This window comes from Gordonia sp. KTR9, from assembly GCF_000143885.2.
In the GTDB taxonomy this organism is placed as follows: Bacteria; Actinomycetota; Actinomycetes; order Mycobacteriales; family Mycobacteriaceae; genus Gordonia.
The window spans coordinates 5,065,271-5,088,524 of the sequence record NC_018581.1; the positions used below are offsets into that span (position 1 = coordinate 5,065,271).

Below are 23,254 nucleotides of genomic sequence, written 5' to 3' on the forward strand. Positions count from 1 at the left end.
CCGTCGAATGTGCGCTATGGTCTGTTCACCATGCCTGACCGGAAACCCACCACCCGCACCCGGGGCGCCGACCGCAAGCGACAACTCGTCGACTCCGCGGCAGCCCTCTTCCTGCAGCGTGGGTACGCGCAGGTGTCGCTTGCGGACATCGCGCGCTCGGCAGGCGTCACCGCGCCGTCGGTGTATCGGCACTTCGATGACAAGCAGTCCCTGCTCGCCGCCGCGGTCCTGGCGGGCGTCGACGACCTCGAGTCCTGTACCGACCGGGCCCTGGCCGACGGTGACGACGCGGACGCGTTGATCTCGAGGGTCTGCGACCTGGCCGTCCAGCGCCCCCAGGCGGCGTCGCTGTGGCGGTGGACCAGCAACTACCTCACCACCGAGCAGAACAAACTGGTGGCAGTTCGCACCCGCGAGGTGATCGGGCACTGGGCGTCGGCACTCGCCGCCCGGCGAACGGATCTGTCCGAGCGCGAGGCCGTACAGCTGGCGTGGGCGGGGCTGAGCGTCAGCGGCAGCCTCACCGTGCATCACACCCGCATGTCGGGGGCGCGGGCGCGCGACGAGATCGAAAAGCTCATCCGTCGGGTCCTGGCCCTGAGCCCCGCTGCGGCACCGCCTTTCGAGACGCCCCCGATCGTCAGCTCGGCGACGCCCTCCCGCCGTGACGAGATCCTCGACGCCGCTGCCGAGCTGTTCGCCGAGCGCGGCTACTCCGAGGTCGGAGTCGACGAGATCGGCAAGGCCGTCGGCATCGCCGGACCCAGTCTCTACAAACACTTTCCGTCGAAGATGGCGATCCTGGTGGCCATCGGTCAGCGCAGCGGCGCACGACTCGAGGCCGGCGTGATGGCCGCATACGGCGCCACGTCGGACCCGGCCAAACTTCTTGCCACCCTTGTGGACTCGTACGTCGGAGCCATCACCAGCACACCGGACCTGTCGGTAAACTTCAACAACTCTCCCGCGCTGGCCGGCCAGCCGAGTGCCGCCCATCTCGTCGACGTGCAGCGACGCTATGTGGCGCGCTGGGTGGATCTGCTCATGCAGGTCGACCCCGAGATCAAGCGCGATCAGGGCGCGGTCGCCGTGCACGCCGCGCTCTCGATCGTCAACGACGCCGTGCGCATGCGGCGCGGCTCGGACAGTCCGCAGTTCGCCGCGCGAATGGCCTATCTCATGAAAGGCGTACTCGCTCTCTGATCCGCGCCGAACGGGTCGAGACGGTTCGAAGGCCACAAACTGAACTTACTTCACTTCTGTTCTCGCGTCCACGCCAGGGCGCGAGACGTTGACCCGCAACCGTTCTACTGGTCTACTGAACTGATATCAGTTTGTGTATCTATGCGATGGAGCCCAGATGAGCAATGCACACGCCCAGTCGACGAAACCGTGGCTCGTCGACAGCTCCGTGCCGGTGCTGCCTTCCGAGGAAGAAGACGACCTGCGTGCGGCCATGCGCGACCTCCTCGGAACGAGTGACATCGACGAGGTGCGACGGGTCGCGAACACCAGCCCCGGATACTCACGCCAGGTGTGGTCCGCGCTGACCGAGTCGATGTCGGTGACGACCATGGCGGTACCGGAACCCGTCGGTCTCGGTTACGGACTCTCCGAGTTGTGCACGGTGATCGAGGAGTGCGGCAGGGCGCTGCGACCCGAGCCCGTGGTGCTGTCGGCCGCGATCGGTGTGCACGCGCTGCTCCTCGGCCCCGACGAGGAACTCGGCAACCTGCTGGCCGGCGCCCTCGACGGCAGTCGCATCGTGACGACGACCTCGCTCACCGCGCGGTCCGACGAGCTGGCGGCCGAATGCGACGGCGGCGGATGGAGGGTCTCCGGCCGAGCACGATCCGTCGCCTCGGGCGACGTCGCCGACATCGTCGTCGTGACGGCCGAGACCGACACCGGCCGTATGCTCTTCGCCGTTCCGAGCGGCGACCGCGTCGGGCGGACGCCGCTGGACTCACTCGATCCGACCCGGACGATCACGGCACTGGATCTCGACGAGGCCCCCGCCATCGCGATCCTTCATCCCGACCTCACTCCGGACGCCGTGGCGACCCTGCGCGACCGCGCGGCCATCGCCCTGGCCGCCGAGAGCGTCGGAATGACCGGCGCACTGGTGGACATGACGCTCGAGTACACCAAGGCGCGCAAGCAGTTCGGCCGGCAGATCGCGTCGTACCAAGCCATCAAGCACCGACTCGCCGACTTGTACGTCGATCTCGAACGAGCGCGGTCCGCTGCGAGGTACGCCGCAACCCTGCACGATGTCGATCCGGCGCGGGCCGGACTCGCAGCAGCGGTCGCCGGGGCGGTCTGCGGAGATGTCGTCGTCCGCGCGTCGACGGAGGCGATCCAGCTTCACGGCGGCATCGGATTCACCTGGGAACACGCCGCGCACAACTACTATCGCCGTGCACTCGCCAACGAGGCACTGTTCGGCGACACCGCTGCTCACCGGCGGCGGATAGCTCAGATCGTCGGCGTGCACCCTTCCGCGGCTTGACCCGAGTTCAGCTCATTCGACGTATACTTCGGCAACGAACAGAAGGGGGTCACCATGCCGGTGGCTGCGGAGGTGCGCGAGGACGGTCCCCGTTCCAAACGCGCGCGAATTCTCACCGTCGCGATCGAACAGTTCGGCCGGGTCGGCTACGAGCACACCAAGTGGGCTTCGGTCGCCGGTGAGGTCGGCATCGGGCAGACCGCGCTGTACCACTACTTCGAGTCGAAGGCGCATTGCCTGCTGACCATCATGCGGCTCGAACTCACCGACTCGGTCGATAGATTCCGGGCGGGCACCGCGGGGATCCCGGATGCGGCACAAGCCCTTCGGTCCGCGATCGACGCCTCGTTACGCGGCGAACCGATCGACGCCTTGCAGCGTCGAATCCTGCAGAACCACATGGACATCCTGAGCACGCCGCGCCAGTCGGACAAGGAAGAGGCCGAACGCCTCCGGTCCCGGGAACTCGTCGCCGAGATCGAGAAGAACTGGGCCGACCTGATCAAGCGCGGGATGGACGAGAACACCTTCGTCCAGGGCGACCCGGTGGTCTACTCCCGTCTCGTTCTCGGCACCCTGGTGAGTGTGTGGCGCTGGTACCGCCCCGGTGGTCCGCTGTCGCTCGACGACCTCATCCGCACGGTGTCGGACTCCGCAGTGCGGATGGTGACCGCACAGTAGCCGACGCCCGCCGCCGGGCTCGCGTCCCCGCGAGCGGGTCCCGACGCCACCAGGTATCAGATCCCGCACCCGGTGCGATACCCCTCGGCGATCGCGTGTCCGATGCGGCGAGGGGTCACGCAGTCGCCGATGACGTCGATCGTGTCGTCGCCGGCGTGGGCGCCCAGGTCGAGCACCGGCTGCCGCGGCCGATGCCAGACGATCAAGGACTCGTCGAGCACGGTTGCCTCACCACCGAAGACCGGTTGCAGCAGTGGTGTTCCACCGTCCGGACCCGGCGCCACGGCGTGGGCGACCCGTAGCTGCACCCCGGCGTCGCCGAGTCGGCGCAGGAGCGGCCCCGCACTCTCGGCGGGAACTCTCGAGCACAGCGCGGTGAGCGGGGTGGCCAGCGTGACCCGCCAACCGCGCAGGGCCAACGCCTCGGCGGCGTTGTACGCCGGCCAGAACCCGTCTCCGTCGTCGACCACCACCGCATCGCGCAGCGAGTTCCCTGCCGGGTCGGCGACGATGACGTCGTCGACGGTCGCCGTCGGGTGCCCGTCGAGCCAGTCCGGCGGAGGAGTCGCACGCGAACCCGTTGCGAGCACGATGTGATCCGCGATGGACCGGATCTCGGCGAAGTCGTCGGCGTCGATCCCGGCGGCGAGGTTGACCTCGACCTTGAGCCGGCGCATCTCGTTGCCCAGATAGTCGACGACATCGATCAACGAGCTGCGGTGCGGCGAAGCAGCCGCGACGCGCACCGAACCGCCCAGCGCCGTGTGTCTTTCGAAGACGGAGACGCGGTGTCCGCGTTCGGCTGCGACGCGCGCCGCCTCCAGCCCCGCCGGGCCACCACCGATGACGTAGACGTCCTTGGTCTCTGATGCCCTGACCCCTGCCTGCCGATGCCGGCCTCGGCCGACCTCGGCGTTCACCGCACAATGCAGGTGCGGATCGAAGGCGCGGCAGTCCTGGTTGACGCCGAGGCAACCGCGGATCTCGAGGAGCCGGTTCTCCGCCGACTTGTTCGGCAGTTCCGGATCGGCGATCAGCGCGCGCGCCATCCCCACCAGGTCGGCATGTCCGTGTTTCAGGATGTGTTCGGCAGTGGCCGCATCGCGAATCCGCTGTCCCACCAGCGTCGTCAGCCCGGTCGCCCCACGCACGCGTGAGGCAGAGGGAACCGCCACCGCGTCGGGTTGGGTCGAGTCCTTCACGTAGGCACCGCGGGTGCCGTGGGTGATGCTCAGGTAGTCGGCGCCGAGTCCCGCGTAGAACTCGGCGATGGGCAGGCAGTCCTCGATCGTCATGCCGCCGGGGATCTCTTCCTCCGCGCTGAGCCGGACGCCGAGGATCTTGCCCGAAGGCATCACCGAGCGCATCGCCTCCACGATCATCCGTCCGAACCGCATGCGATTCTCGAATGACCCACCGAAGCAGTCGCTCCGGCGATTTGTCAGCGGAGACATGAACTGCGCGACGAGATATCCGTGGGCCGCGTGCACCTCGAGACCGTCCACTCCTGCCGCGATGAGGTTCTCGGCGGACACTCGCCAGCCCTCGACGATGTCTTCGATCTCACCGATCGTGAGTTCGTGCGGCGGGTAGGCGTCGCGCACCGTCTTGATGGGCGACGGCGCCACCGGCGGCGAATCCGATTCGCCGCCGATGAACTCGCGCCCGAGGTGGACGAGCTGGGTGACCATACGTGAGCCGTGCCGGTGCGCGGCCTCCACCTTCTCCGCGGTGGCGGGGATCACGGACTCCTGGTAGGCCTCCACGAGCTTGCGTGAGCGCAGCGTGGTGGTGGGATGGACGACGGTGGCCCCGCCGACGATCAAGCCGACGCCGCCCGCGGCGAGCCGCTCGACATGCTCGACGTCGCCGTGGCCGGGGATGCCCTCGTCCACCAGGCTGGTGCCGGCGGGCAGCGCCACAAGTCGGTTCTTGAGCGTGATGCCCCCCACCACGGTCGGACTGAAGAGTTCCGGGAACGGGTTGACCTCCGACGTCATGGCATGAACCGCTCGCGCCATTCCTGCTGGAACCGCGAGACCGAGTCGGCCGTCAGGGTGCTGGTGTCGGGCAGCGGTATGTCCTGGGCACGCGCGACCGCCCCGGGGATGTCCGGCAGCGCCGATCCGTACCCGGCGGACAGGGCCGTCTGGCCCTTCTCGGTCACCAGGAAGTCCGCGAGTACCTGGGCGGCGTTCGGGTGCGGCGCCGACGTGAGCACATGGCTGTACCACGGAGTCCCCCAAGCCGGCTGCGGGAGAACCCAACCCACCGGTGCGCCGGCGCCCTGTTCACGGACCAGCGGTTGCACCATCGGCGTCGCGGCGATCTCGCCGGAGTTCAGCGCCTGCGCGACGCCCAGAGCACTGGGGTAGACGCGTGGCCGCAACGCTGCGAGCCTACGGTTGAAGTCGGGTGACCAGTTCTCGTCGAAGAACCGGTACTCGTCGACTACGGCCGCGAAACCGGCCGGGTTGACCACGCCGATCTTCCCGCGCAACGACTCGGTCAGCAGGTCGCCCGGCGTCTGCAGGCCCCCGGGAAGTGCCGACGTGTTCCACCCGAGAGCGAACACGGCCGCGCTCACGAGAAACAACCGATCGTCGAGGACGCTGCGGTCGCGCTCATAACCCGCAGTGTCGAAGGCGGGGCCCACGATCGGCGTCGAGTACCTCCCCGATTCGGCGGCGGTGGTGATCCAGGCCGGGTCCGAGGTCATGTGCACGTCAGCCGTGCCCTTGCCCGTCCGATTCTCGGTCTCCACCCGAGGGTTGATCTCGACGTCCGTGCCACGAACGAATTCCAGTGTGATGCCGGGATATTCGTCCTCGAAGGCGGTCTTCAGCCTCGCAAGGTTGTCGGGGTGCTGGGTCGAGTACAGGAAGACGCTGCCCTCTGCTTCGGCTGCCGCCACCACTTCGGCCCAGTCGCCGTCCACCGGCCCCGACGACGCGGGAGACGAGCCGCACGCGGCGATCGCCACCACCAGTGCGGCCGCGACGACCGTTGCAACCGCCGTCCTCACGCGCATGTCCAACCGCCGTCCACGAAGAGCTCGGTTCCGGTCACGTAGAGCGCATCGTCACCCGCCAGGAAGGCCACTGCCGCAGCGACATCCGCGGCATCACCCAGTCGTCCCATCGGGGTGTTCGACAGCATCGCCGCGTATCTCTCGGTGCCTTCGTACCGCTGTCGCAACTGCGCGGTGCCGATGAAACCCGGATGGACCGAGTTGACGCGCACTCCCCGCCTCGCCCAGTGGAGCGCGGCGTTCTTGGTCATGGTCGCAACGGCACCCTTCGCCGCCGCGTACGCGACACTGTTGCCCAGTCCGCCGACGCTTCCGAGAATCGAACAGAGGTTGACGATCGATCCCCCACCGGTGCGCTCGATCAGGGCACCGGCGTGTTTCATACCGAGCCACGTGCCGGTCTGGCTGATGTCGACGACCCGCTGGTAGTTGTCGAGAGTTTCGTCGACGACGCTGCCGAGGCTGCCGATGGCGCCGTTGTTCACGAGGATGTCGAGAGTGCCGAAGCGATCGTTCGCCTCGGCCACCACTCGTTCCCACCCGGATTCCTCCGCGATGTCCAGGTCGGCCACGGTGTGACGCTCCGGATCGGCGAGGCTGTCCCGCAGTTCGTCCCGAGGCGCGCCGGGAACGTCGGTGATGATCACCGCGGCCCCCTCGTCGGCGAGCCTGCGAACGATCTCGACGCCGATCCCGCCCGACGCGCCGGTCACCAGCGCGGTCTTGCCCACGAGACGTGAAGTGCCCACACCCATCTGAATGGTCCTCCGTTTCTAGAGATTGCTCAGGACGTTGCGTCCGCCGACGACCATCGCAGCACCGACGCCGACGGTGGTCACCGCCGTCATCAGCAGGGCCATCGCGGCGACCTGCGGATACGAGCCGTTCTGCCACATGTCGTAGAGCAGCGTGCCCATCACCTGCGTCGTCGACGCACGGACCAGCAGCGAGGCGGCGAACTCGTGGGTGAGCAGGATGAACATCAGCGCAACCGCCGACAGGATCGCAGGCCGCATGAGCGGCAGCATGATCCGGAGGTTGGTGACCATCGGTGACGCACCACTGGTCGCCGACGCCTCGGTGTAGGCATTGCCCAACGAGAGCATCGCGGTCATCTGCATTCGGGTTGCGAAGGGCAGCATCAACACCACGTACACCAGGACGATCACGGTGCGGGTGCCGTACAGGATCAGCGGCGGCTCGGTGTAGGTCAGTAGGAACCCGACACCGAAGATGACCGCGGGAATGCCCAGCGGTAGCGCCGTGATCAGGTCACCGGTCAGCGACAGAACGCGGAAGCGTCTGCCCCGCACCAGGAGGTTGGCCATGATGTAGCCGATCGGCACACAGATCAGTACCGCGCCGAACGAGGTCACCACACTGGTCACGACCGACTCGATCACCGCCGTGTTGGCGAAGAGTTCGCGGAAGTTGTCCAGCGTGAACAGACTCCAGGACAACGCGCCGGACCAGTAGGGCGTCAGGGAGACGACGATCAGACCGACCAGCGGGATCACCAGGGCGACGAGTGCGTAGACCACCAGTGTCATGGTCGCCCAGCGGGCACGACCGCCACTCGGCGCGAATGCCTTGCCGCCGTGCGTCACGAAGCGATTCTGATTGCCCAGCAACAGCTTCTGGATGAGGACGACCGCGATCCCGAGGATGACCAGCGGGGAGCCGGCCGCGGCCGCCGCGGCGAAGTCCGACGGAGATTCCGACACCCGCCGATACATGTCGGTGGTCAGGACGTTCACGCCCGTGTTCTGACCCAGCAAGAGTGGCCCGGTGAATTGGCCCAGACCGAGAAGCAGTGCGATTCCGCCGCCGTAGATGAGGGAGGGCCGGAGCAATGGCAACACGACCCGGAAGAAGACGCCGATCGTCGACGACCCACTGACCTGTGCCGCTTCGAGGTGCTCGGAACTGATGTTCTGCATCCCCGCACTGACGAACAGATAGACGAAAGAGGTGAGCCCGAAGCCGGTGAGGATGATGATCCACGGCACGGTGTAGACGTCGATCGGACCGCTGTCGGTACCGCTCCACCACGGCAGCTTGCGCAACAGGACGTTGAGATACCCGGGGCCCGGCGACAACAGGAACGCCCAGCCGACGATGTTGGCCACCGCGGGCATGACGATCGGGAGGATGGGCACGATCTTCAAGAAGCCCATCCGGGCCGGCAGCCTGCTGGCCGCGAAGGCCAGCAGGGTACCGAGAACCATGGCGATGACGAGCGAACCGATCGCCAGCGCGATCGTGGTCCGGATGGTCTCACCGATGTCGAATCGCCCGTACTGGCTCTGGTATCCCTGCGCCCCGTTCTCGAAGGCGAGTGCCTGCAACCTGATCATCGGCAGGACGACGAGGTAGGCGAGCACGGCGAGGAGCGCCAGATACCCGATCCGTGCACGCCACTGAGCGGGAACCGCGAACGAGCGCATCGGATTCGACTTCAGCGGTGCCGCCGGGACGGTGGCGGTCATGACGCCGACCCCGCACGCTGGGCCTCGACCACCTGAGCGCTGTCCCGCGCCACCGCGGGCGCCTTGGCCGAGTTCGACACCCGATCGACGGTTGCGCCGGCCTCGTCGGCGAACACGCGCAGCGCCGACGGGGCGAAACTCACGATCATCTTCTCGCCCGGTCGGCTCTTCTTCAGCGTGCCGCCGTGTTCACCGGCCGGCGTGCGCAACATGAGCGTGTCCTCGCCGCTGCGGACGGTCACGTCGTAGTAGCGACCGCCGTATTCGTGGTCGACGAGTTCGGTGTGCAATACCACGTTTCCGGAGGGGACCTCGTTCTCGCCGGCATGCAGCAGCAGATCGTCGGGCCGCAGGCGGGCCACCGCTTCGGTCCCACGGTCGGGTACGCCGCGGACGATGGCGCGCGACAGATCGACGGAGTCACCCCTCGTCGTCGCCCAACCATGCTGTCCACGACGCAGTTCGATGCGGTTCGACATGCCGATGAAGGCCGCAACGTACTCCGACACCGGGAACTCGAAGACCTGGTCGGGTTCGTCGTACTGTTCGATCTTTCCCGCCTTCATGATCGCGATCCGGTCACCGAGGGCGAAGGCCTCGGACTGATCGTGGGTCACGAAGACCGCCGTGAAGCCCAGTTGCCGATGCAGCTGATGGATCTGCGAACGCACCTGATCACGCAGTCGCGCATCGAGATTGGACAGCGGTTCGTCGAAGAGCACCAGGTCGGGCCGGGAGACCAGACCGCGGGCGACCGCAACCCGCTGCTGCTGTCCGCCGGAGAGCTGCGAGGGATAGCGGTCGAGGAGACCCTCACAGTCGACCATGCGGGCCGCCTCGTCGACCGAGCCGTCACGCAGCGCGTCGCGCATCTTGCGGACCTTCAGCGGGTACCCGATGTTCTTGCGCACCGTCATGTGCGGCCAGAGCGCGTACGACTGGAAGACCATTCCGATGTTCCGTTTGTGCGCGGGAACGTTCAGCTTGCGCTCGGCGTCGAAGACAACCTGGTCCTTGAAACTGATGGTGCCGCCCTGGGGCGTCTCCAGCCCGGCCAGGCAGCGCAGCGTCGTGGTCTTGCCGCACCCGCTCGGCCCGAGGAGGACCAGGAACTCGCCATCCTCGATGGGCAGATCGAGATCGTCGACGACGGTGTTGTCACCGTATTTCTTGACCAATCCGGATACCGCGAAATGTGTTGTCACGTCAGACTCTCCGCATTCTTCTTCGGGGTGCGAACACCGGCCCCGGTCCCGCCGTCCACGAGCAGGTCCACTCCGGTGATGTAGCTGCTGCGCGGGTCTGCCAGGAACCGGATCACCTCGGCGACCTCGTACGGCGATCCGCGTCGTCGCATCGGTATGGTGCGTACGTAGCTGTCCATGTCGTCGGACGCGAAGTCCGGAACCGCGGTGATCTCGGTCTCGATGCTTCCCGGACACACGTCGTTCACCCGGATCCCTTTGTCGGCGAGCTCGATGGCCGCGACTCGGGTGAGTGCGCGGACACCGAACTTCGACGCTCCGTACGCGCCCAGTTCCGCGGTGGCGAGCACACCGCGCAGCGATGAGATGTTGACCACCGCCCCGCCGGGCCGCATGTGCCGGGCCGCGGCACGCACGCCGAGGAACGTTCCGACGAGGTTCAGTTCGAGCATGTGCCGGAAGCCGTCGACCGTGGTCTCCGCGAGCGGCGCCTTGATGGCTGCGCCGGCCGAGTTGACGAGGATCTCCAGCGGGACCCCGTCGGCCTCCATGTCGGCCACGACGCCTTCCCAGGCGTCCTCGTCGCGGACGTCTAGCACTCGGAAACGTTCCGCTGCACCATACTTCGCGGCCGAGGCGACCCCGGTGACCGAGTCCACGTCGGTCGGATAGACGCGCGCCCCGTGTTCGGCGAACAGAGCCGCAGTCGCCGCGCCGATTCCATTCGCGGCGCCGGTGACGAGGACACCGGCACCGCTGCGGCCCTCGGTCGGCGAGGTCACGGCTGGAACTCCTTCGCCCACTCCTGCGAGTACTCACGGACCTTGTCCGGAGTGAGGTCGGAAGTCTGCGGCAGCGCGATGTCCTGTGCGCGCGCAACGGCACCGGGGATGTCCGGCAGGACGGCGGCGTAGCCCGAGTTGAGGGCGATCTGACCCTCGCGGCCGACCATGAAGTCGACGAGCACCTGTGCGGCGTTGGGGTGCGGTGCGACCGACAGCGCCTGGGTGTACCACGGGGTCCCCCACGGCGAGGGCGGGAGCTTCCAATCGACCGGCGCCCCGGCCTCGACCTCGGTGACAAGCGGCTGCACGGACGGGGTCACCGAGATCTCCCCCGAGGTGAGTGCCTGCGCCACACCGAGAGCGCTCGGGTAGACGCGCGGCTGCAGCTCGGCGAGCCGGCGCCAGTAGTCCTCGCCGTAGGTCCTCGCGTAGTACCGGTACAGGTCGACGTAGGAGGCGATTCCCGTGGGATTGACGACGCCGATCTTGCCGCGGTACGCGGGATTGATGATGTCCTGCGGGGTCGTCAGACCCCCGGGCACGGCATCGGTGTTCCAGCCCAGGGCGAACACCGCCGCGCTGGTGAGCGCGAACCTGTCGGCGATGACGCTCTCGGCCGGCTCGTACTCGGGCGCTTGGAGCGCCGGGCCCACGAGATCCGTGGAGTAGGCGCCGGATTCGGCCGCCGTGTCGATCCATGCCGCATCGGTGAGCATGTGGACATCGGCGATGCCCTTACCCGTCTTGTTCTCGGTCTCGACCTTCGGATTGATGTCGGAGTCGGTACCTCGGACGAACTCGAGGGTGATCTGCGGGTATTTCTCGTTGAACGCAGCCTTGAGCCTTTCGAGGTTCGCGGGCTTCTGGCTCGAGTACAGCATGACGCTGCCCTCCTCGTTGGCCGCAGCGACGACGTCCTCCCAGGTGCCGTCGACGGGCCCGCTCGAACCGGCACCCCCACCGCCGCAGGCGGCCAGCACGGCGGCCGCCGCCGCGGCGATGGTGACAGCCGTCATTCTCCTGAGGCTCTTCATCTCTCACTTACCTTTCGTGCGGCCATCGGCCGTGGGACAGGTGGACCGGCACGAACTCCCCATTGCGGCCCCGTGGACCAGGACAACACTCATGCGAACCCCTCCGGACCTAACTGAACTGATCTCAGTTCTGCAATTTAGTGAGATATCCAAGTGATGTCAATCACTAACCCGTTCAAGTCTGTGACCAGGACACAACCGCTCGGAACGCGAGGTGCCCCGTGTCCGCCGGGCGGACACGGGGCACTTCGAGGGAACTCAGGCGAACGAGACCTCCGGAGTGCGGGCGATCAGCAGCCGGCGAACCGCGCCGGCGGCGTCGACCTGGGCGATGGCGGAGAACGACGCCTCGAAGGCACCGTCCCGGGTGGTGCGCCCGAGCACCATCTCGTGACCTGCCTCGGTCACCCCGAGGTCGATGTGGTGGACGAGCACGCTCTTCTCCCGCTGCCCGAGATACTTCACGAGACCGGCCCTGTCCCCCACGAATTCGGCGGATTCACCGGCGCCCTTCGAGAACTGGACGGACATCACGAAGTCGTCGGCGATCATGCCGAGCACGCGGTCCGGGTCGTCGGAGTCCATGTACTCGAACCAGCGAGCCAGGGTCGGGGTCGGGGCGGTGGTCATCGATCCTCCTGTTCGTCTGGAATCAGCGCGAAGTCCGCACTGAAGGTCACCTGATACCGGTCGACGAGACCGTCGCCGTCCAGATGCATGACACCCACGAAGAACCCCGTCGTGGTGCTGTCGTTCTCGGTCACCATCCCCTGGGCGAACTCGAGATCGCGGTCGCCCGCGGTCCGCTGCACCACGTGCTTGCGGTTCACCGGAGGACGACCGCGCAGATACTCGAGCATTCTGTCGCGGCCACGTCCGCGATTCTCACCACCAGGCAGGACCATCGTGAACTCGACGTCGGCGGCGAGCAGGGCCATCGCATCCTCCAGCTGTCCGCTGTCGATCGTGGCGTAGTACTTGTCGATCACAGTCATAAAGTGAACTTAGTTCAGTAGGCTTTCCGATGTCGAGTGTTGACTTCCACCCGATCCGGCCGTTACAACTGAAGTGAATCCAGTTCAATTTTGTCCCCCGCCAAGGAGAGATCCCATGATCGACACCGACCACATCATCCTCGAGAAAGACGGTCCCGTCGCCCGCGTGTGGCTGAACCGCCCGCACAAGAAGAACGCCGTCACCCCGGAGCTGCTACACCGCCTCGACGAGATCATCGTCGAGGTCGACAATGACCCCGATCTGCTCGTTCTTGTTCTGCGCGGCAAGGGAAACCAGTTCTGCTCCGGATTCGACCTCGACATCTTGCTCAGCGACTTCGTCGGCACCACCAACGCCATGGACGTCGCCGTGCTCTCTGCCAAGGTGTGCGACCGCCTCTACTCGATGAACACCCCGTCGGTCGCCGTCCTCGAGGACTACGTCACCGCCGGCGGCTTCGAGCTGATGATCTCGTGCGACTTCGCGATCGCCGCAGACGACGCCCGGATCGGCGACTTCCACATCCGCCGCGCACTGTTCGGCGGCGCCGGCCCGATCTACCGCCTCCCCCGCATGATCGGCATCCGTAAGACCAAGGAGCTCATGCTGACCGGAAAGCTGCTGTCGGGCAGAGAGGCCACCGACTGGAACCTGATCAACGCCTCGGCACCGGCTGCCGAACTCGATCAGCTCGAGGCCGACTTCATCGCACCGCTCATCGACAAGAGCCCGTTCGCGATGAAGCTCACCAAGATGACCATCGACCGTGGCCTCGACGCCGACATCCAGTCACTCATGGTCATGGAGCACCTCGCGGTCGGCAACGCGCTGCAGTCCGAAGACGCCAAGGAGGGCGTCAACGCGTTCCTGAACAAGCGTGAGCCGAAGTGGGTCGGTCGCTGATCGGTTCGGTGAACTGATCTCTCGAGACGGATTGGATGGGAGGGACATGACGGAGAACGATCACGTACTCATAGGTTCCGAGTGCGGTACCTGCGGCACAGTCGGTTTCCCGGCCACCGCGCACTGCGCGCGCTGTGCGACCGCGACGGCGTCGCCTCGGGCACTGAGCACCCAGGGCACGGTGTGGACCTACACGGTCCAGCGATTCGCACCGAAATCGCCTCCGTATGTCCCCCCACCCGACGGCTTCTCGCCCTTCGCGATGGGATACGTCGAATTGCCCGAGGGCATTCGAGTCGCGGGCATTCTCGACTGTGAGACCTTTGACGGCCTCATGGGCGCCCCCGCCGTCCTCATCGCCACCGAACCCGTACCGCGTTTCGCGGTACACCCGGACGAACTCGTCGCCGGCGCAGAGATTCCAGAAGAGGCAACCCGATGAACGACGTGAACATCATCGGTGCCGGACTGTCGAAGTTCGGACGTCAGCCCGGGACGAGCGGCCGCCAGATGGCCGTCACCGCGATCGGCGCCGCTCTCGACGACGCCGGAATCGCCTGGCCCGACGTCCGGGTCGCCTTCGGCGGCAGCGACAGCGCCGGCCTGGCCGACACCCTCGTCGCCGAACTCGGCTTCACCGGCATCCCCTTCACCAACGTCAAGAACGGTTGTGCGACCGGCGGTAGCGCTCTGGTGTCCGCCCTGAACGCGATCCGGTCCGGCGCGGCCGACATCGCGCTGGCGGTCGGATTCGACAAGCACCCACGCGGAGCGTTCGACCCGTCGCCCGCGGAATGGGGCCTCGACGACGGTTACGGCGACGCAGGTCTCATGGTCACCACACAGTTCTTCGGATCGAAGATCGCGCGCTACATGGGCGTGCACGGCATCACCGCGCCCACGTTGGCGAGAGTCGCCGAGAAGGCGTATCGCAACGGTGCTCTCAATCCCAACGCGTGGCGGCGAGACCCGATGTCGGCCGACGAGATCGCCGGCGCCGCGATGGTCAACGATCCGCTCACGCGATACATGTTCTGTTCCCCGGGCGAGGGTGGCGCGGCCATCGTCGTCGCGAGCGCCGAAGCCACCCGGCGTCTGGGCGCCCGCGGCGTCCGGGTCCGTGCGATCAGCCACCGGACACGGCGATTCGGATCGTTCGAGGTCTTCAGCCCCGCCGTGCAGGGCACCGGCGAACCGGTCAGCGTCAGCACCGACGCCGCAACCGCCGCCTTCGAACAGGCCGGCATCGCCCCCGGCGAGGTCCATGTCGCGCAACTCCAGGACACCGAGAGCGGTGCCGAGATCATGCACATGGCCGAGTGTGGTTTCTGTGAGCACGGTGAGCAGGAACGGTGGATCACCGAGGGCCGCACGGAGATCGGCGGCAGCCTTCCGGTGAACACCGATGGCGGTTGTATCGCCAACGGCGAGCCGATCGGCGCCTCGGGACTGCGCCAGATCCACGAGGTCGTCACCCAGTTGCGCGGCGACGGCGGCGACCGTCAGGTCCCCGGGACACCGAAGGTGGGTTTCACCCACGTGTACGGAGCACCCGGGATCAGTGCCTGCACCGTGCTCACCGTCTGAAGTCCAGTACTCGCGAAACGGATCGAGATGACCACCACCCTCCCCGACCTGGCCACCTTCACCTCCGAGGCCCGGGCGTGGCTACGCACGGTCGCCTCGCCGCGCACCGACACCCGGTGGGGCGAGGGCAGCGACTCCGTCGCGGTGTTCGAGAACTGGACCGCGGCGGAGGAACGAGCGCACACCGACGCAGTCGCCGCCTACGAGAGGAACAGATTCGACGCCGGGTGGGGAGCGCTGACCTGGCCCGAACAGTTCGGCGGCCGGCACCTGCCAGTCGCCTACGAGCTCGCCTTCCGCACCGTCGAGGAAGAGTTCGACGTCCCGCGTCGGACCGAGATGTTCTCGGTCACCCAGCAACTCGTCGCCCCCACCATCGCGCAGTGGGGGACACCCGCACAACAGGACCGTTACGTCCGTGCGATGCTCCGCACGGATCTGATCGCCTGCCAGCTCTTCTCCGAGACCGAGGCCGGTTCCGACCTGGCGGCGGTCCGCACCCGCGCGGTTGCCCGCGACGGCACCTGGGTCCTCAACGGACACAAGGTGTGGACCTCTGGTGCACGAGTGGCCGACTACGGCGTGGCCGTCTGTCGTAGCGACCCGGAGGCACCGAAACACAACGGACTCACCGTCTTCCTCGTTCCCATGAACGCCGAGGGGGTGACCGTGCGACCCATCCGGCAGATGACCGGGGGCAGCTCGTTCAATGAGGTCTACCTCGACGACGTGCGGCTCACCGACGATCACCGCCTCGGCCCGGTGGGCGCGGGCTGGTCCGTCGCCCTGACGGTTCTCGCCGCCGAACGGCTCGACGGTGCCGGCCTCGGTCTCGCCAACGCCGACCACGCGGTCGAACTGGCTCGTCACCTCGACCGTCCGCTGACAGAGGTCGAGGCCGACCGGGTCGCCGACCTGGTGACCCGGGGTTTCGTCCAGCGCATCGCCGGTATGCGCGTCGCGCAGACCATGGCCAGCGGGGCCGAGCCGGGTCCCGAGGCGTCGATGGGCAAACTGCTCGCCACCGACACCATGGCACGTACATCGGAGGTGGCCCGGCTGCTTCTCGGACCCGATTTGGCCGCCGATCACGGTGTCTGGGGGCGCTTCGCCTGGACCGAACACGTACTCGGCGCGCCCGGGTACCGCATCGCCGGCGGCACCGACGAGATCCAGCACAACATCATCGCCGAGCGCGTGCTCGGACTCCCGAAGGAACCGCGACTGTGAGCACACACTCGACACCTCCTCTGCAGCAGCGGGTCTCGACCCGACTGCGGGCGACACACGGACTGACCGTGACCTCGTTCGCCACGCTGCCCGGCGGGCACTCCGGCCTCACCTACCGGGTGGAGACCGACGGCGGGAACTTCGTCGTCAAAGCCGTCCCGGAGGGGCAGCGCGCCATCGGTCGTCACGACATGATGCGACAGGCCGCGATCCTGTCCGCGCTCGCCGACACCGATGTACCGGTTCCGAGGGTCGTCGAGATCGACCCCGAGGAACCGGCCTGGTTCGCCATGGAACTGGTAGCCGGTGAGTCCCTCGAGCCGGTACTCGACAATCCGCCGGTGCGTCCCGATCTCGCCGCTGCCCGGATGGTGCGGGCCGCGGAGATCCTCCCGCGTCTGCATGCCGTAGACCACCGGCGCATCCCCGGTGCCGGCGAGGTCCTCTCCCCCGCAGACGAACTCCGGCGCTGGACCCGGACACTACGTGCGGTGCCACCCGAGCTGGTCGACGGCGGCGAGAAGCTGCTGGCCCTGCTGACCGATTGCATCCCGGAGGGGGTTGATCCGGTTCTGGTCCATGGCGACTATCGCCTGGGCAACATCATCGCGGGCGGCGACGAGCCGGTCGCCCTCATCGACTGGGAGATCTGGAGCATCGGAGATCCCCGCGTCGAACTCGGGTGGTTCCTCGTCTTCGCCGACGGAACCAACTTCCCGGGTGTGGGACGCGAGGTCGCCGGCCTCCCCTCCGCCGGCGACCTCGTGGCCGCGTACACCGGGACATCCGGTTCCGGACTGCCCGAGATGACCTGGTTCGACGCCCTCGGCCGCCTCAAGATGGCGGCGATCATGGGTCACAACCTCCGTCGACATCGCGAGGGGCGACACCACGATCCGGACCAGGAGAAGCTGCCGGACACCATCTCCCGTCTCATCGACACCGCCACCGAACTGATGGCCGGAAAGCGATGACCCGGCGCCGATGAGCCAGAGCCGATGACATCGCTCTCCTGACCGGGAGCCCGCACCACCGACCACCCAGCCTGGAGGCTTCACCATGGACTTCTCCTACTCCGACCGGACCCGCGAGCTCGCCGCACAGCTCGAGGAGTTCATGACCGATCACGTCTATCCCGCCGAGCGGGTCTACGACGAGCAGATCGCCGAGAACGACAACCCGCACGAGCAACCGCAGATCATGCGCGATCTGCAGAAGCTGGCCCGCGACCGCGGACTGTGGAATCTGTTCATGACCCACGACGGGCTCGGCGCCGGGTTGACCAACCTCGAGTACGCACCGCTCGCCGAGATCGTCGGCCGCTCCATCATCGGCAACGAGGCGATCAACTGCTCCGCGCCCGACACCGGCAACATGGAGATCCTGGCCATGTACGGCACCGAGACTCAGAAGCGGCAATGGCTGGAGCCGTTGCTGGACTGCTCGATCCGCTCGGCCTTCGCGATGACCGAGCCCGCCGTCGCGTCGTCGGACGCCACCAACATCACCTCCACGATCGCTCGTGATGGTGACGAGTACGTGCTCAACGGCCGGAAGTGGTACACCTCAGGCGTTCTCGACCCGGACTGCAAGCTCATCATCTTCATGGGCAAGTCCGATCCCGCCGGTCCGACGTATCGCCAGCAGAGCATGATCCTCGTTCCGTTCGACACCCCGGGCATCGAGGTGATCCGCGACCTGCCGATGTTCGGCTTCACCGACCGTCTCGGCCACGGTGAGGTCCAGTTCACCGATGTCCGTGTGCCGGCCGAGAACATGCTCGGCGCGGAGGGCGACGGATTCGCCATCGCCCAAGGGCGTCTCGGGCCGGGCCGCATGCACTATGCGATGCGCGCGGTCGGGATGGCCGAACGGGCGCTCGACATGATGTGCAGGCGCTCGCTGGAACGGCACGCCTTCGGAGGTCCGCTCGCCCACCGCGGTGTCGTCCGAGAGTGGATCGCGCGCAGCAGGATCGAGATCGATCAGATCCGGTTGCAGGTCCTGTACTCGTCGTGGCTGATGGACACCCAGGGCAATGCCGCCGCCCGGTCCGAGGTCGCCGCGATCAAGGTGTCGGCCATGGAGGTCGCACACCGGGTCGTCGACCGCGCCGTGCAGACGTTCGGAGCCGCCGGGGTCAGCAACGACACCGTCCTCGCCCGTCTCCACGCGATCACGCGTGCCCTGCAGATCGCCGACGGCCCCAACGAGGTCCATCTGCGCACCATCGCCCGACTGGAGGTCAAAAAGCACTCATGAGTACCGATCTCACCGGCAAGGTCGCGCTCGTCACCGGCGCGAGTCGCGGACTCGGACTGGCGATCGCCCGCGGCCTGAAAGAGGCCGGCGCGACCGTGATCGTGTCCAGCCGTAAGCCAGACGCCTGCGCCGAAGCCGTCGCCGCTCTCGATGACGTCCCCGGACAGGCACTCCCTCTCGCCCTGCACGTCGGCCGTTGGGATGAGCTCGAACCGGCGGTCGACGGCATCATCGACCGCCACGGCAGCCTCGACATCCTCGTCAACAACGCCGGTATCGCACCCCTCGCCGACAATTTGCTGTCCGTCTCGGAGTCACTGTGGGACAAGACCATCGAGGTCAATGTCAAGGGTCCGTTCCGCCTCATGGCGGTGGCGGGTGACCGGATGCGCGCCACCGGCGGCGGGTCGATCGTCAACATCTCGAGCATCGGTGCGGTCCGGCCAAGTCCGGCGGAGGCGATGTACGCCGCGGCGAAGAGCGGTCTCAATGCGCTGACGCAGGCGTTCGCCCAGGAGTACGCGCCGACCGTCCGCGTGAACTGCGTCATGCCGGGAAGTTTCGCCACCGACATGGCCGAGAACTGGGACGACGAGTTCATCGGCCTCGTCACCGATCGGTTGCCGGCCGGGCGTCTTGGCCGGCCCGAGGAGATCGCCGGACTGGTCACACATCTCGCCGGAGATGACGCCGGTTACACCACCGGCGCGCTGATCCCGGTCGACGGCGGCCGCACCGCGGTCTACTGAGGAGGCGACGATGACCACCCCCACCAACACCGAACAACCACTGGCGGACCTGTTCGGACTCGCAGGCCGCACCGCTATCGTGACCGGCGCGTCGTCGGGTCTCGGCCTGGGCTTCGCCTCGACGCTGGCCGCTGCCGGTGCAACGGTCTTCGCTGCCGCACGCCGCCTCGACCGGCTTGAGCGACTCGCGCAGGAGTTCCCCGCGATCGTCCCCGTTCGGTGCGACGTCACCGACGACGCCGACCGCCGCAACCTCGTCGACGAGGCATTCCACGCCACCGGACGGGTCGACGTCCTGGTCAACAACGCCGGAATGGCGGGCCCACCCGACGCCGAACAAGAGACCCCCGAGGGATTCTCGGCCATCCTCGATCTGAATCTACTGGCCGGCTTCCATCTGTCGACCTACCTCGCCGGCCGGCTCGGTGAGGACGCCACCGCATCGATCATCAACATCGCCTCGGTCATCGGGTTGGTGTCGACGGCCCCGATCGGCGGTGCCTCCTATGCCGCGTCCAAGGCGGGAACGCTGGGGATGACACGCGAGCTGGCGGGGCAATGGGGCCGCCGCGGCATCCGGGTCAACGCCGTCGTCCCCGGCTGGTTCGACACCGAGATGACCGACGGACTGTTCACCAACGACAAGTCGGCCGGCTGGGTGCGGCGCAACACGATGCTGGGGCGCGGCGGCCGCGACGGCGAGGTCGACGGCGCTGTCCTGTTCCTGGCCTCCGATGCCGCCTCCTACGTCACCGGCCAGACGCTCGTGGTCGACGGCGGGTGGACCGCGCGATGAGCGCCTGCATCTGCTCGGGTCCGGGCGCCGGACGAGGAGTTACGTTGGAGATGTTCGGAGATGAGGTGAGATGAAGACACTGGCAACAGAACTGATCGACCGTGCCGCCGCGACGCCGGACCAGGTCGCCGTCATCGACCGGTTCGGGGAGCATCGCCTCGGGGATGTCGTCGAGCGCGCCCGGTCGATCGCCGATGCGCTCGCCGGGCACGATGCGGGCGCACCCACCGTGATCGTCCAGGCCGACAACACGTGGCACACGCTGGCCGGTGCCGTCGGGGTCGGTCTACGCGGCGGGCTCGTCGCCGTGTTGAGTCCGCACGCGACGGCGTCGGAATTCGATCTCGCGGTCGAGGACATCGCGCCCGACGTCGTCATCGCCGACGACGACGTCCTTGCGCACTGGGGCGCCGCCGACGGGCGCTTCGCCCACCGGCTGTCCGCCGGATCGTCGCGCACGATGCTCGCCCGGCCGGAGTACGGACGGGTCGAACGCTGGTCAGGCGGAACCGCCATCGCGATGACGTCCGGTTCCACCGGACGCCCGAAATGCGTTGTGCAGTCCGAGGACGCGATCCGGTACGCAGCGCAGAGCACCATCGACGCCGTCGGCCTGCGCGCAGGCGACGCGATCGGGGCATTCGTGCCGCTGTCCTCGGTCGCAGCGTTCTGCTTCGGCATGTATCTCCCCGCGTTCCTCGGCGGAACGATGGTCTGCATCGACCGATGGACGCCGTCGGGCGCGCTGGCCGCGATGCGCGATCACGAGGTCGCCTGGACGATGCTGGTGCCGACCATGGCATTGCAGCTGTCGATCGCCGACGGTTCCGACACCCCGCTGACGGCGCTGCGCGCCATGACCGTCGGTGGTGGACCGATGAACGTGCGCGCACTGTCCGAGGCCGAGCAGACACTGGGTACGACGTTCCTCCGCGTCTTCGGTATGTCGGAGTGCCTCGGACACACGACCCCGCTGCCCACCGATCCGGCCGAACGCCGACTCGGTAAGGACGGCAGGCCCTTTCCCGGAACGGTGGTCCGCGCTGTCGACGCGACGGGAGCCCCGCTGCCCCCCGGACGGATCGGCGATGCGCAGGTCCGGGGCCCGTCGTGTTCGTCGGCTACGCGCGCGACGGGAAGCCGCACCCGCCCGAACTGACCGAGGACGGGTTCCTGCCGACGGGCGACCTCGTGGAAGTCTCCGACGACGGATTCATCCAGGTCATGGGACGCCAGAAACAGATCATCATCCGCGGCGGGCGGAACATCGACATCAACGAGGTCGAGAGCGCCATCGCGAGCATCCCGGGGGTCGTGCAGGTCTGCGTCGTGCCCGTGCCCGATGACATGCTCGGAGAGCGCGCCGCTGCTCTCGTCGTCGCCGGCGGCGCCGAGATGACTTTGGCATCGATCACCGACCAGCTCGACCGGTCCGGCTTCCCGAAGTTCAAGTGGCCCGAGTACGTGTTCGCCGTCGAGGACCTCCCGCAGAATCGCGTCGGCAAGCTCTCCAGGCCCGACGCCATCGCGCTGGCCACCCGACTCGCCGGCCGATCCGCCTGAAATCCCAAGAGGAGCAAACATGTTCAACCTGATGGTGCTTGCCTCGCGCCCCAGCGACTGGACCCACGACCAGTTCATCGAATGGTGGCGCGGCGAGCATGCCGACGTCACCTATCCGCTGCCGGGCCTGCTCCGGTGGCAGCACACCGAGATCGTCGAGGGTATCGACGAGAGATCGTCGGGCTGGGACGGCCTGTCGGTGCTCAGCTTCGAGTCGCGAGAAGCACTCGACGCCGCGCTCGCGAGTCCGGAATGGAAGGCAGCGGTCGCTCACGTCGGCGCGATGCGCGGGCGTCGGATGATCTGGTACGGCGACGAGGTGACCATGGTGCCGCTGACCGAACCGACGTCGTGACCGTCGGGCGCTCCCCGACGACGTGGCTCGAACCGGGTTGCCATCCCGTCGCCGACGGGGTCCACCGGATTCCGCTCACGCTGCCGCAGGACGGCCTGAGAGCCGTCAACGTCTATGCGCTCGAGACTGATTCGGGGATCGCACTCATCGACGGTGGCTGGCACCGGCCGGACACCCACCGCGAGCTCACCGAAGCCCTGTCGGCGTTGGGGCACACCCCCGACGACATCCACGACGTCTTCGTGACCCACATCCACCGTGACCACTACACGTTCGCGGTGGAGCTTCGGCGGCGATACGGGTGTCGCGTCCACCTGGGCGCGGCCGAGGCCCCGGGCCTCGCCGAGATCACGCGCATCGACAGCAACGTTCCCGAGTCGTCGTTACGCGAGGTCCGGCGCGCCGGGGCGCCCGGGCTGGCCGACACCGTCTACGCGATGACGGCCGACGAACCTTTCTCGATCGCGGACTGGGAGCAACCCGACAGCTGGCTCGAGCCCGGACTCCTCCCCCTTCCCGGACGCCGCATCGAAGCAGTTCACACTCCCGGCCACACCAAGGGACACATCGTCTTCCACGATCGAGATCATCGGTTGTCGTTCACCGGTGATCACATCCTGCCGACCATCACGCCCTCTGTCGGTTTCGAGCTCGGCGACTGGGAGCTGCCTCTCGCGAAGTTCCTCCGGTCCCTCGAACTACTCGTCGACGACCGAGACCACACCATCGCGCCGGCGCACGGCGCCGTCGGCGGCAAGATCGGCCCCCGCGCAGAGGTTCTGCTGGCGCATCACGCGCTTCGGTTCGGTCAGATCATCGATCTTCTCGCCGACCGGGTCGAACCGGTACCGGGTCACGTGGTCGCACAGAGGTTGACGTGGACGCGACACGATCGCCCCTTCGAGGCCCTCGACACGTTCAATCAACTGATCGCCGTCTGCGAGACGATGGCACATCTCGACGTGCTGGTGGACCGCGGGGACGCGCGCGTCGAGGTGCGCGAGGGAGTCGAGTACTTCAGCGCCCGCGGTTCACACCGGCTGAGCATGTCATCTGGCCGCTGACCGTGGGCGGCA

The 23,254-nt window shown here is 67.4% G+C and carries 22 protein-coding genes and 1 pseudogene; 14 read left to right on the plus strand and 9 right to left on the minus strand.

Translation table 11 applies throughout. From position 1 onward, the window contains the following. The first annotated feature begins 30 nt into the window (after window positions 1-30). The 3 genes from KTR9_RS23365 (at window position 31) to KTR9_RS23375 (ending at window position 3,193) form a co-directional block, all read left to right on the plus strand. Entirely contained in the window at window positions 31-1,203 is a 1,173-nt protein-coding gene (locus KTR9_RS23365; RefSeq protein ID WP_014928429.1) for a TetR/AcrR family transcriptional regulator, read from the plus strand. A 157-nt stretch (window positions 1,204-1,360) separates the two neighbouring features. Then, window positions 1,361-2,512, plus strand: a complete 1,152-nt coding sequence (locus tag KTR9_RS23370) for an acyl-CoA dehydrogenase family protein (RefSeq protein WP_014928430.1) — start codon at window positions 1,361-1,363, stop codon at window positions 2,510-2,512. Between the two features lie 54 nt (window positions 2,513-2,566). Next, complete coding sequence (locus tag KTR9_RS23375; protein ID WP_014928431.1) at window positions 2,567-3,193, plus strand: TetR/AcrR family transcriptional regulator; 627 nt, start codon at window positions 2,567-2,569, stop codon at window positions 3,191-3,193. A gap of 56 nt (window positions 3,194-3,249) precedes the next feature. On the opposite strand, the gene KTR9_RS23380 is transcribed toward KTR9_RS23375, so the two are convergent. The 9 genes from KTR9_RS23380 to KTR9_RS23420 form a co-directional block, all read right to left on the minus strand. Beyond that, window positions 3,250-5,193, minus strand: coding sequence for an oxidoreductase (locus KTR9_RS23380; protein WP_014928432.1), 1,944 nt, complete (start codon window positions 5,191-5,193; stop codon window positions 3,250-3,252). Further along, window positions 5,190-6,224, minus strand: a complete 1,035-nt coding sequence (locus KTR9_RS23385; protein WP_014928433.1) for an ABC transporter substrate-binding protein — start codon at window positions 6,222-6,224, stop codon at window positions 5,190-5,192. Before KTR9_RS23385 ends, KTR9_RS23380 begins: the two co-directional genes overlap by 4 nt. Next, complete coding sequence (locus KTR9_RS23390) at window positions 6,215-6,979, minus strand: SDR family NAD(P)-dependent oxidoreductase (RefSeq protein WP_014928434.1); 765 nt, start codon at window positions 6,977-6,979, stop codon at window positions 6,215-6,217. The genes KTR9_RS23385 and KTR9_RS23390 overlap by 10 nt, the downstream gene beginning before the upstream one ends. 18 nt (window positions 6,980-6,997) lie before the next feature. Next, window positions 6,998-8,713 carry an ABC transporter permease gene (locus KTR9_RS23395; protein ID WP_014928435.1) on the minus strand — a complete coding sequence of 572 codons (1,716 nt, stop codon included), beginning with the start codon at window positions 8,711-8,713 and terminating at the stop codon, window positions 6,998-7,000. After that, window positions 8,710-9,918: an ABC transporter ATP-binding protein gene (locus tag KTR9_RS23400; protein WP_014928436.1), complete on the minus strand. Its 1,209-nt coding sequence runs from the start codon at window positions 9,916-9,918 to the stop codon at window positions 8,710-8,712. Before KTR9_RS23400 ends, KTR9_RS23395 begins: the two co-directional genes overlap by 4 nt. Continuing rightward, window positions 9,915-10,700, minus strand: coding sequence for an SDR family NAD(P)-dependent oxidoreductase (locus KTR9_RS23405; protein ID WP_014928437.1), 786 nt, complete (start codon window positions 10,698-10,700; stop codon window positions 9,915-9,917). Before KTR9_RS23405 ends, KTR9_RS23400 begins: the two co-directional genes overlap by 4 nt. Further along, a complete protein-coding gene (locus KTR9_RS23410; protein WP_238553983.1) occupies window positions 10,697-11,719 on the minus strand; it encodes an ABC transporter substrate-binding protein in 1,023 nt (340 codons plus the stop codon). The genes KTR9_RS23405 and KTR9_RS23410 overlap by 4 nt, the downstream gene beginning before the upstream one ends. A gap of 276 nt (window positions 11,720-11,995) precedes the next feature. Then, window positions 11,996-12,367: a hypothetical protein gene (locus KTR9_RS23415; protein WP_014928439.1), complete on the minus strand. Its 372-nt coding sequence runs from the start codon at window positions 12,365-12,367 to the stop codon at window positions 11,996-11,998. After that, window positions 12,364-12,732: a nuclear transport factor 2 family protein gene (locus KTR9_RS23420; protein WP_014928440.1), complete on the minus strand. Its 369-nt coding sequence runs from the start codon at window positions 12,730-12,732 to the stop codon at window positions 12,364-12,366. Before KTR9_RS23420 ends, KTR9_RS23415 begins: the two co-directional genes overlap by 4 nt. A gap of 115 nt (window positions 12,733-12,847) precedes the next feature. On the opposite strand from KTR9_RS23420, the gene KTR9_RS23425 reads away from it, so the two are divergent. From KTR9_RS23425 to KTR9_RS23475, 11 genes and pseudogenes are all read left to right on the plus strand, one after another. Next, window positions 12,848-13,636, plus strand: a complete 789-nt coding sequence (locus tag KTR9_RS23425) for an enoyl-CoA hydratase/isomerase family protein (RefSeq protein ID WP_014928441.1) — start codon at window positions 12,848-12,850, stop codon at window positions 13,634-13,636. 46 nt (window positions 13,637-13,682) lie between these two features. Then, window positions 13,683-14,078, plus strand: a complete 396-nt coding sequence (locus KTR9_RS23430; RefSeq protein WP_014928442.1) for a Zn-ribbon domain-containing OB-fold protein — start codon at window positions 13,683-13,685, stop codon at window positions 14,076-14,078. Next, the gene (locus KTR9_RS23435) at window positions 14,075-15,223 is read left to right on the plus strand and encodes a thiolase family protein (RefSeq protein ID WP_014928443.1); all 1,149 of its coding nucleotides are present in this window, start codon (window positions 14,075-14,077) and stop codon (window positions 15,221-15,223) included. Before KTR9_RS23430 ends, KTR9_RS23435 begins: the two co-directional genes overlap by 4 nt. 27 nt (window positions 15,224-15,250) lie before the next feature. Continuing rightward, window positions 15,251-16,453 (plus strand): acyl-CoA dehydrogenase family protein, encoded by a 1,203-nt coding sequence (locus tag KTR9_RS23440; RefSeq protein ID WP_014928444.1) that lies wholly within the window; start codon window positions 15,251-15,253, stop codon window positions 16,451-16,453. Continuing rightward, complete coding sequence (locus tag KTR9_RS23445; protein WP_014928445.1) at window positions 16,450-17,427, plus strand: phosphotransferase family protein; 978 nt, start codon at window positions 16,450-16,452, stop codon at window positions 17,425-17,427. Before KTR9_RS23440 ends, KTR9_RS23445 begins: the two co-directional genes overlap by 4 nt. A gap of 85 nt (window positions 17,428-17,512) precedes the next feature. After that, window positions 17,513-18,715: an acyl-CoA dehydrogenase family protein gene (locus KTR9_RS23450; protein ID WP_014928446.1), complete on the plus strand. Its 1,203-nt coding sequence runs from the start codon at window positions 17,513-17,515 to the stop codon at window positions 18,713-18,715. Further along, on the plus strand, window positions 18,712-19,464 hold the full coding sequence (locus KTR9_RS23455) for an SDR family NAD(P)-dependent oxidoreductase (protein WP_014928447.1): 753 nt from the start codon (window positions 18,712-18,714) through the stop codon (window positions 19,462-19,464). Before KTR9_RS23450 ends, KTR9_RS23455 begins: the two co-directional genes overlap by 4 nt. Before the next feature lie 10 nt (window positions 19,465-19,474). Continuing rightward, entirely contained in the window at window positions 19,475-20,260 is a 786-nt protein-coding gene (locus tag KTR9_RS23460; RefSeq protein ID WP_014928448.1) for an SDR family NAD(P)-dependent oxidoreductase, read from the plus strand. 70 nt (window positions 20,261-20,330) lie between these two features. Beyond that, window positions 20,331-21,823: pseudogene (locus tag KTR9_RS23465) on the plus strand (class I adenylate-forming enzyme family protein). A gap of 19 nt (window positions 21,824-21,842) precedes the next feature. Continuing rightward, the gene (locus KTR9_RS23470) at window positions 21,843-22,178 is read left to right on the plus strand and encodes an EthD family reductase (RefSeq protein WP_014928449.1); all 336 of its coding nucleotides are present in this window, start codon (window positions 21,843-21,845) and stop codon (window positions 22,176-22,178) included. Further along, window positions 22,175-23,242 carry an MBL fold metallo-hydrolase gene (locus KTR9_RS23475; RefSeq protein WP_014928450.1) on the plus strand — a complete coding sequence of 356 codons (1,068 nt, stop codon included), beginning with the start codon at window positions 22,175-22,177 and terminating at the stop codon, window positions 23,240-23,242. The genes KTR9_RS23470 and KTR9_RS23475 overlap by 4 nt, the downstream gene beginning before the upstream one ends. Window positions 23,243-23,254: the final 12 nt, after the last annotated feature.

Excerpts from the sequence above, each read along its gene's own strand:
- KTR9_RS23365 (WP_014928429.1), top strand. The coding sequence starts at position 31 with ATGCCTGACCGGAAACCCACCACCCGCACCCGGGGCGCCGACCGCAAG.
- KTR9_RS23370 (WP_014928430.1), top strand. The coding sequence starts at position 1,361 with ATGAGCAATGCACACGCCCAGTCGACGAAACCGTGGCTCGTCGACAGC.
- KTR9_RS23375 (WP_014928431.1), top strand. The coding sequence starts at position 2,567 with ATGCCGGTGGCTGCGGAGGTGCGCGAGGACGGTCCCCGTTCCAAACGC.
- KTR9_RS23380 (WP_014928432.1), bottom strand. The coding sequence starts at position 5,193 with ATGACGTCGGAGGTCAACCCGTTCCCGGAACTCTTCAGTCCGACCGTG.
- KTR9_RS23385 (WP_014928433.1), bottom strand. The coding sequence starts at position 6,224 with ATGCGCGTGAGGACGGCGGTTGCAACGGTCGTCGCGGCCGCACTGGTG.
- KTR9_RS23390 (WP_014928434.1), bottom strand. The coding sequence starts at position 6,979 with ATGGGTGTGGGCACTTCACGTCTCGTGGGCAAGACCGCGCTGGTGACC.
- KTR9_RS23395 (WP_014928435.1), bottom strand. The coding sequence starts at position 8,713 with ATGACCGCCACCGTCCCGGCGGCACCGCTGAAGTCGAATCCGATGCGC.
- KTR9_RS23410 (WP_238553983.1), bottom strand. The coding sequence starts at position 11,719 with ATGACGGCTGTCACCATCGCCGCGGCGGCGGCCGCCGTGCTGGCCGCC.
- KTR9_RS23415 (WP_014928439.1), bottom strand. The coding sequence starts at position 12,367 with ATGACCACCGCCCCGACCCCGACCCTGGCTCGCTGGTTCGAGTACATG.
- KTR9_RS23420 (WP_014928440.1), bottom strand. The coding sequence starts at position 12,732 with ATGACTGTGATCGACAAGTACTACGCCACGATCGACAGCGGACAGCTG.
- KTR9_RS23425 (WP_014928441.1), top strand. The coding sequence starts at position 12,848 with ATGATCGACACCGACCACATCATCCTCGAGAAAGACGGTCCCGTCGCC.
- KTR9_RS23430 (WP_014928442.1), top strand. The coding sequence starts at position 13,683 with ATGACGGAGAACGATCACGTACTCATAGGTTCCGAGTGCGGTACCTGC.
- KTR9_RS23435 (WP_014928443.1), top strand. The coding sequence starts at position 14,075 with ATGAACGACGTGAACATCATCGGTGCCGGACTGTCGAAGTTCGGACGT.
- KTR9_RS23440 (WP_014928444.1), top strand. The coding sequence starts at position 15,251 with ATGACCACCACCCTCCCCGACCTGGCCACCTTCACCTCCGAGGCCCGG.
- KTR9_RS23450 (WP_014928446.1), top strand. The coding sequence starts at position 17,513 with ATGGACTTCTCCTACTCCGACCGGACCCGCGAGCTCGCCGCACAGCTC.
- KTR9_RS23455 (WP_014928447.1), top strand. The coding sequence starts at position 18,712 with ATGAGTACCGATCTCACCGGCAAGGTCGCGCTCGTCACCGGCGCGAGT.
- KTR9_RS23460 (WP_014928448.1), top strand. The coding sequence starts at position 19,475 with ATGACCACCCCCACCAACACCGAACAACCACTGGCGGACCTGTTCGGA.
- KTR9_RS23470 (WP_014928449.1), top strand. The coding sequence starts at position 21,843 with ATGTTCAACCTGATGGTGCTTGCCTCGCGCCCCAGCGACTGGACCCAC.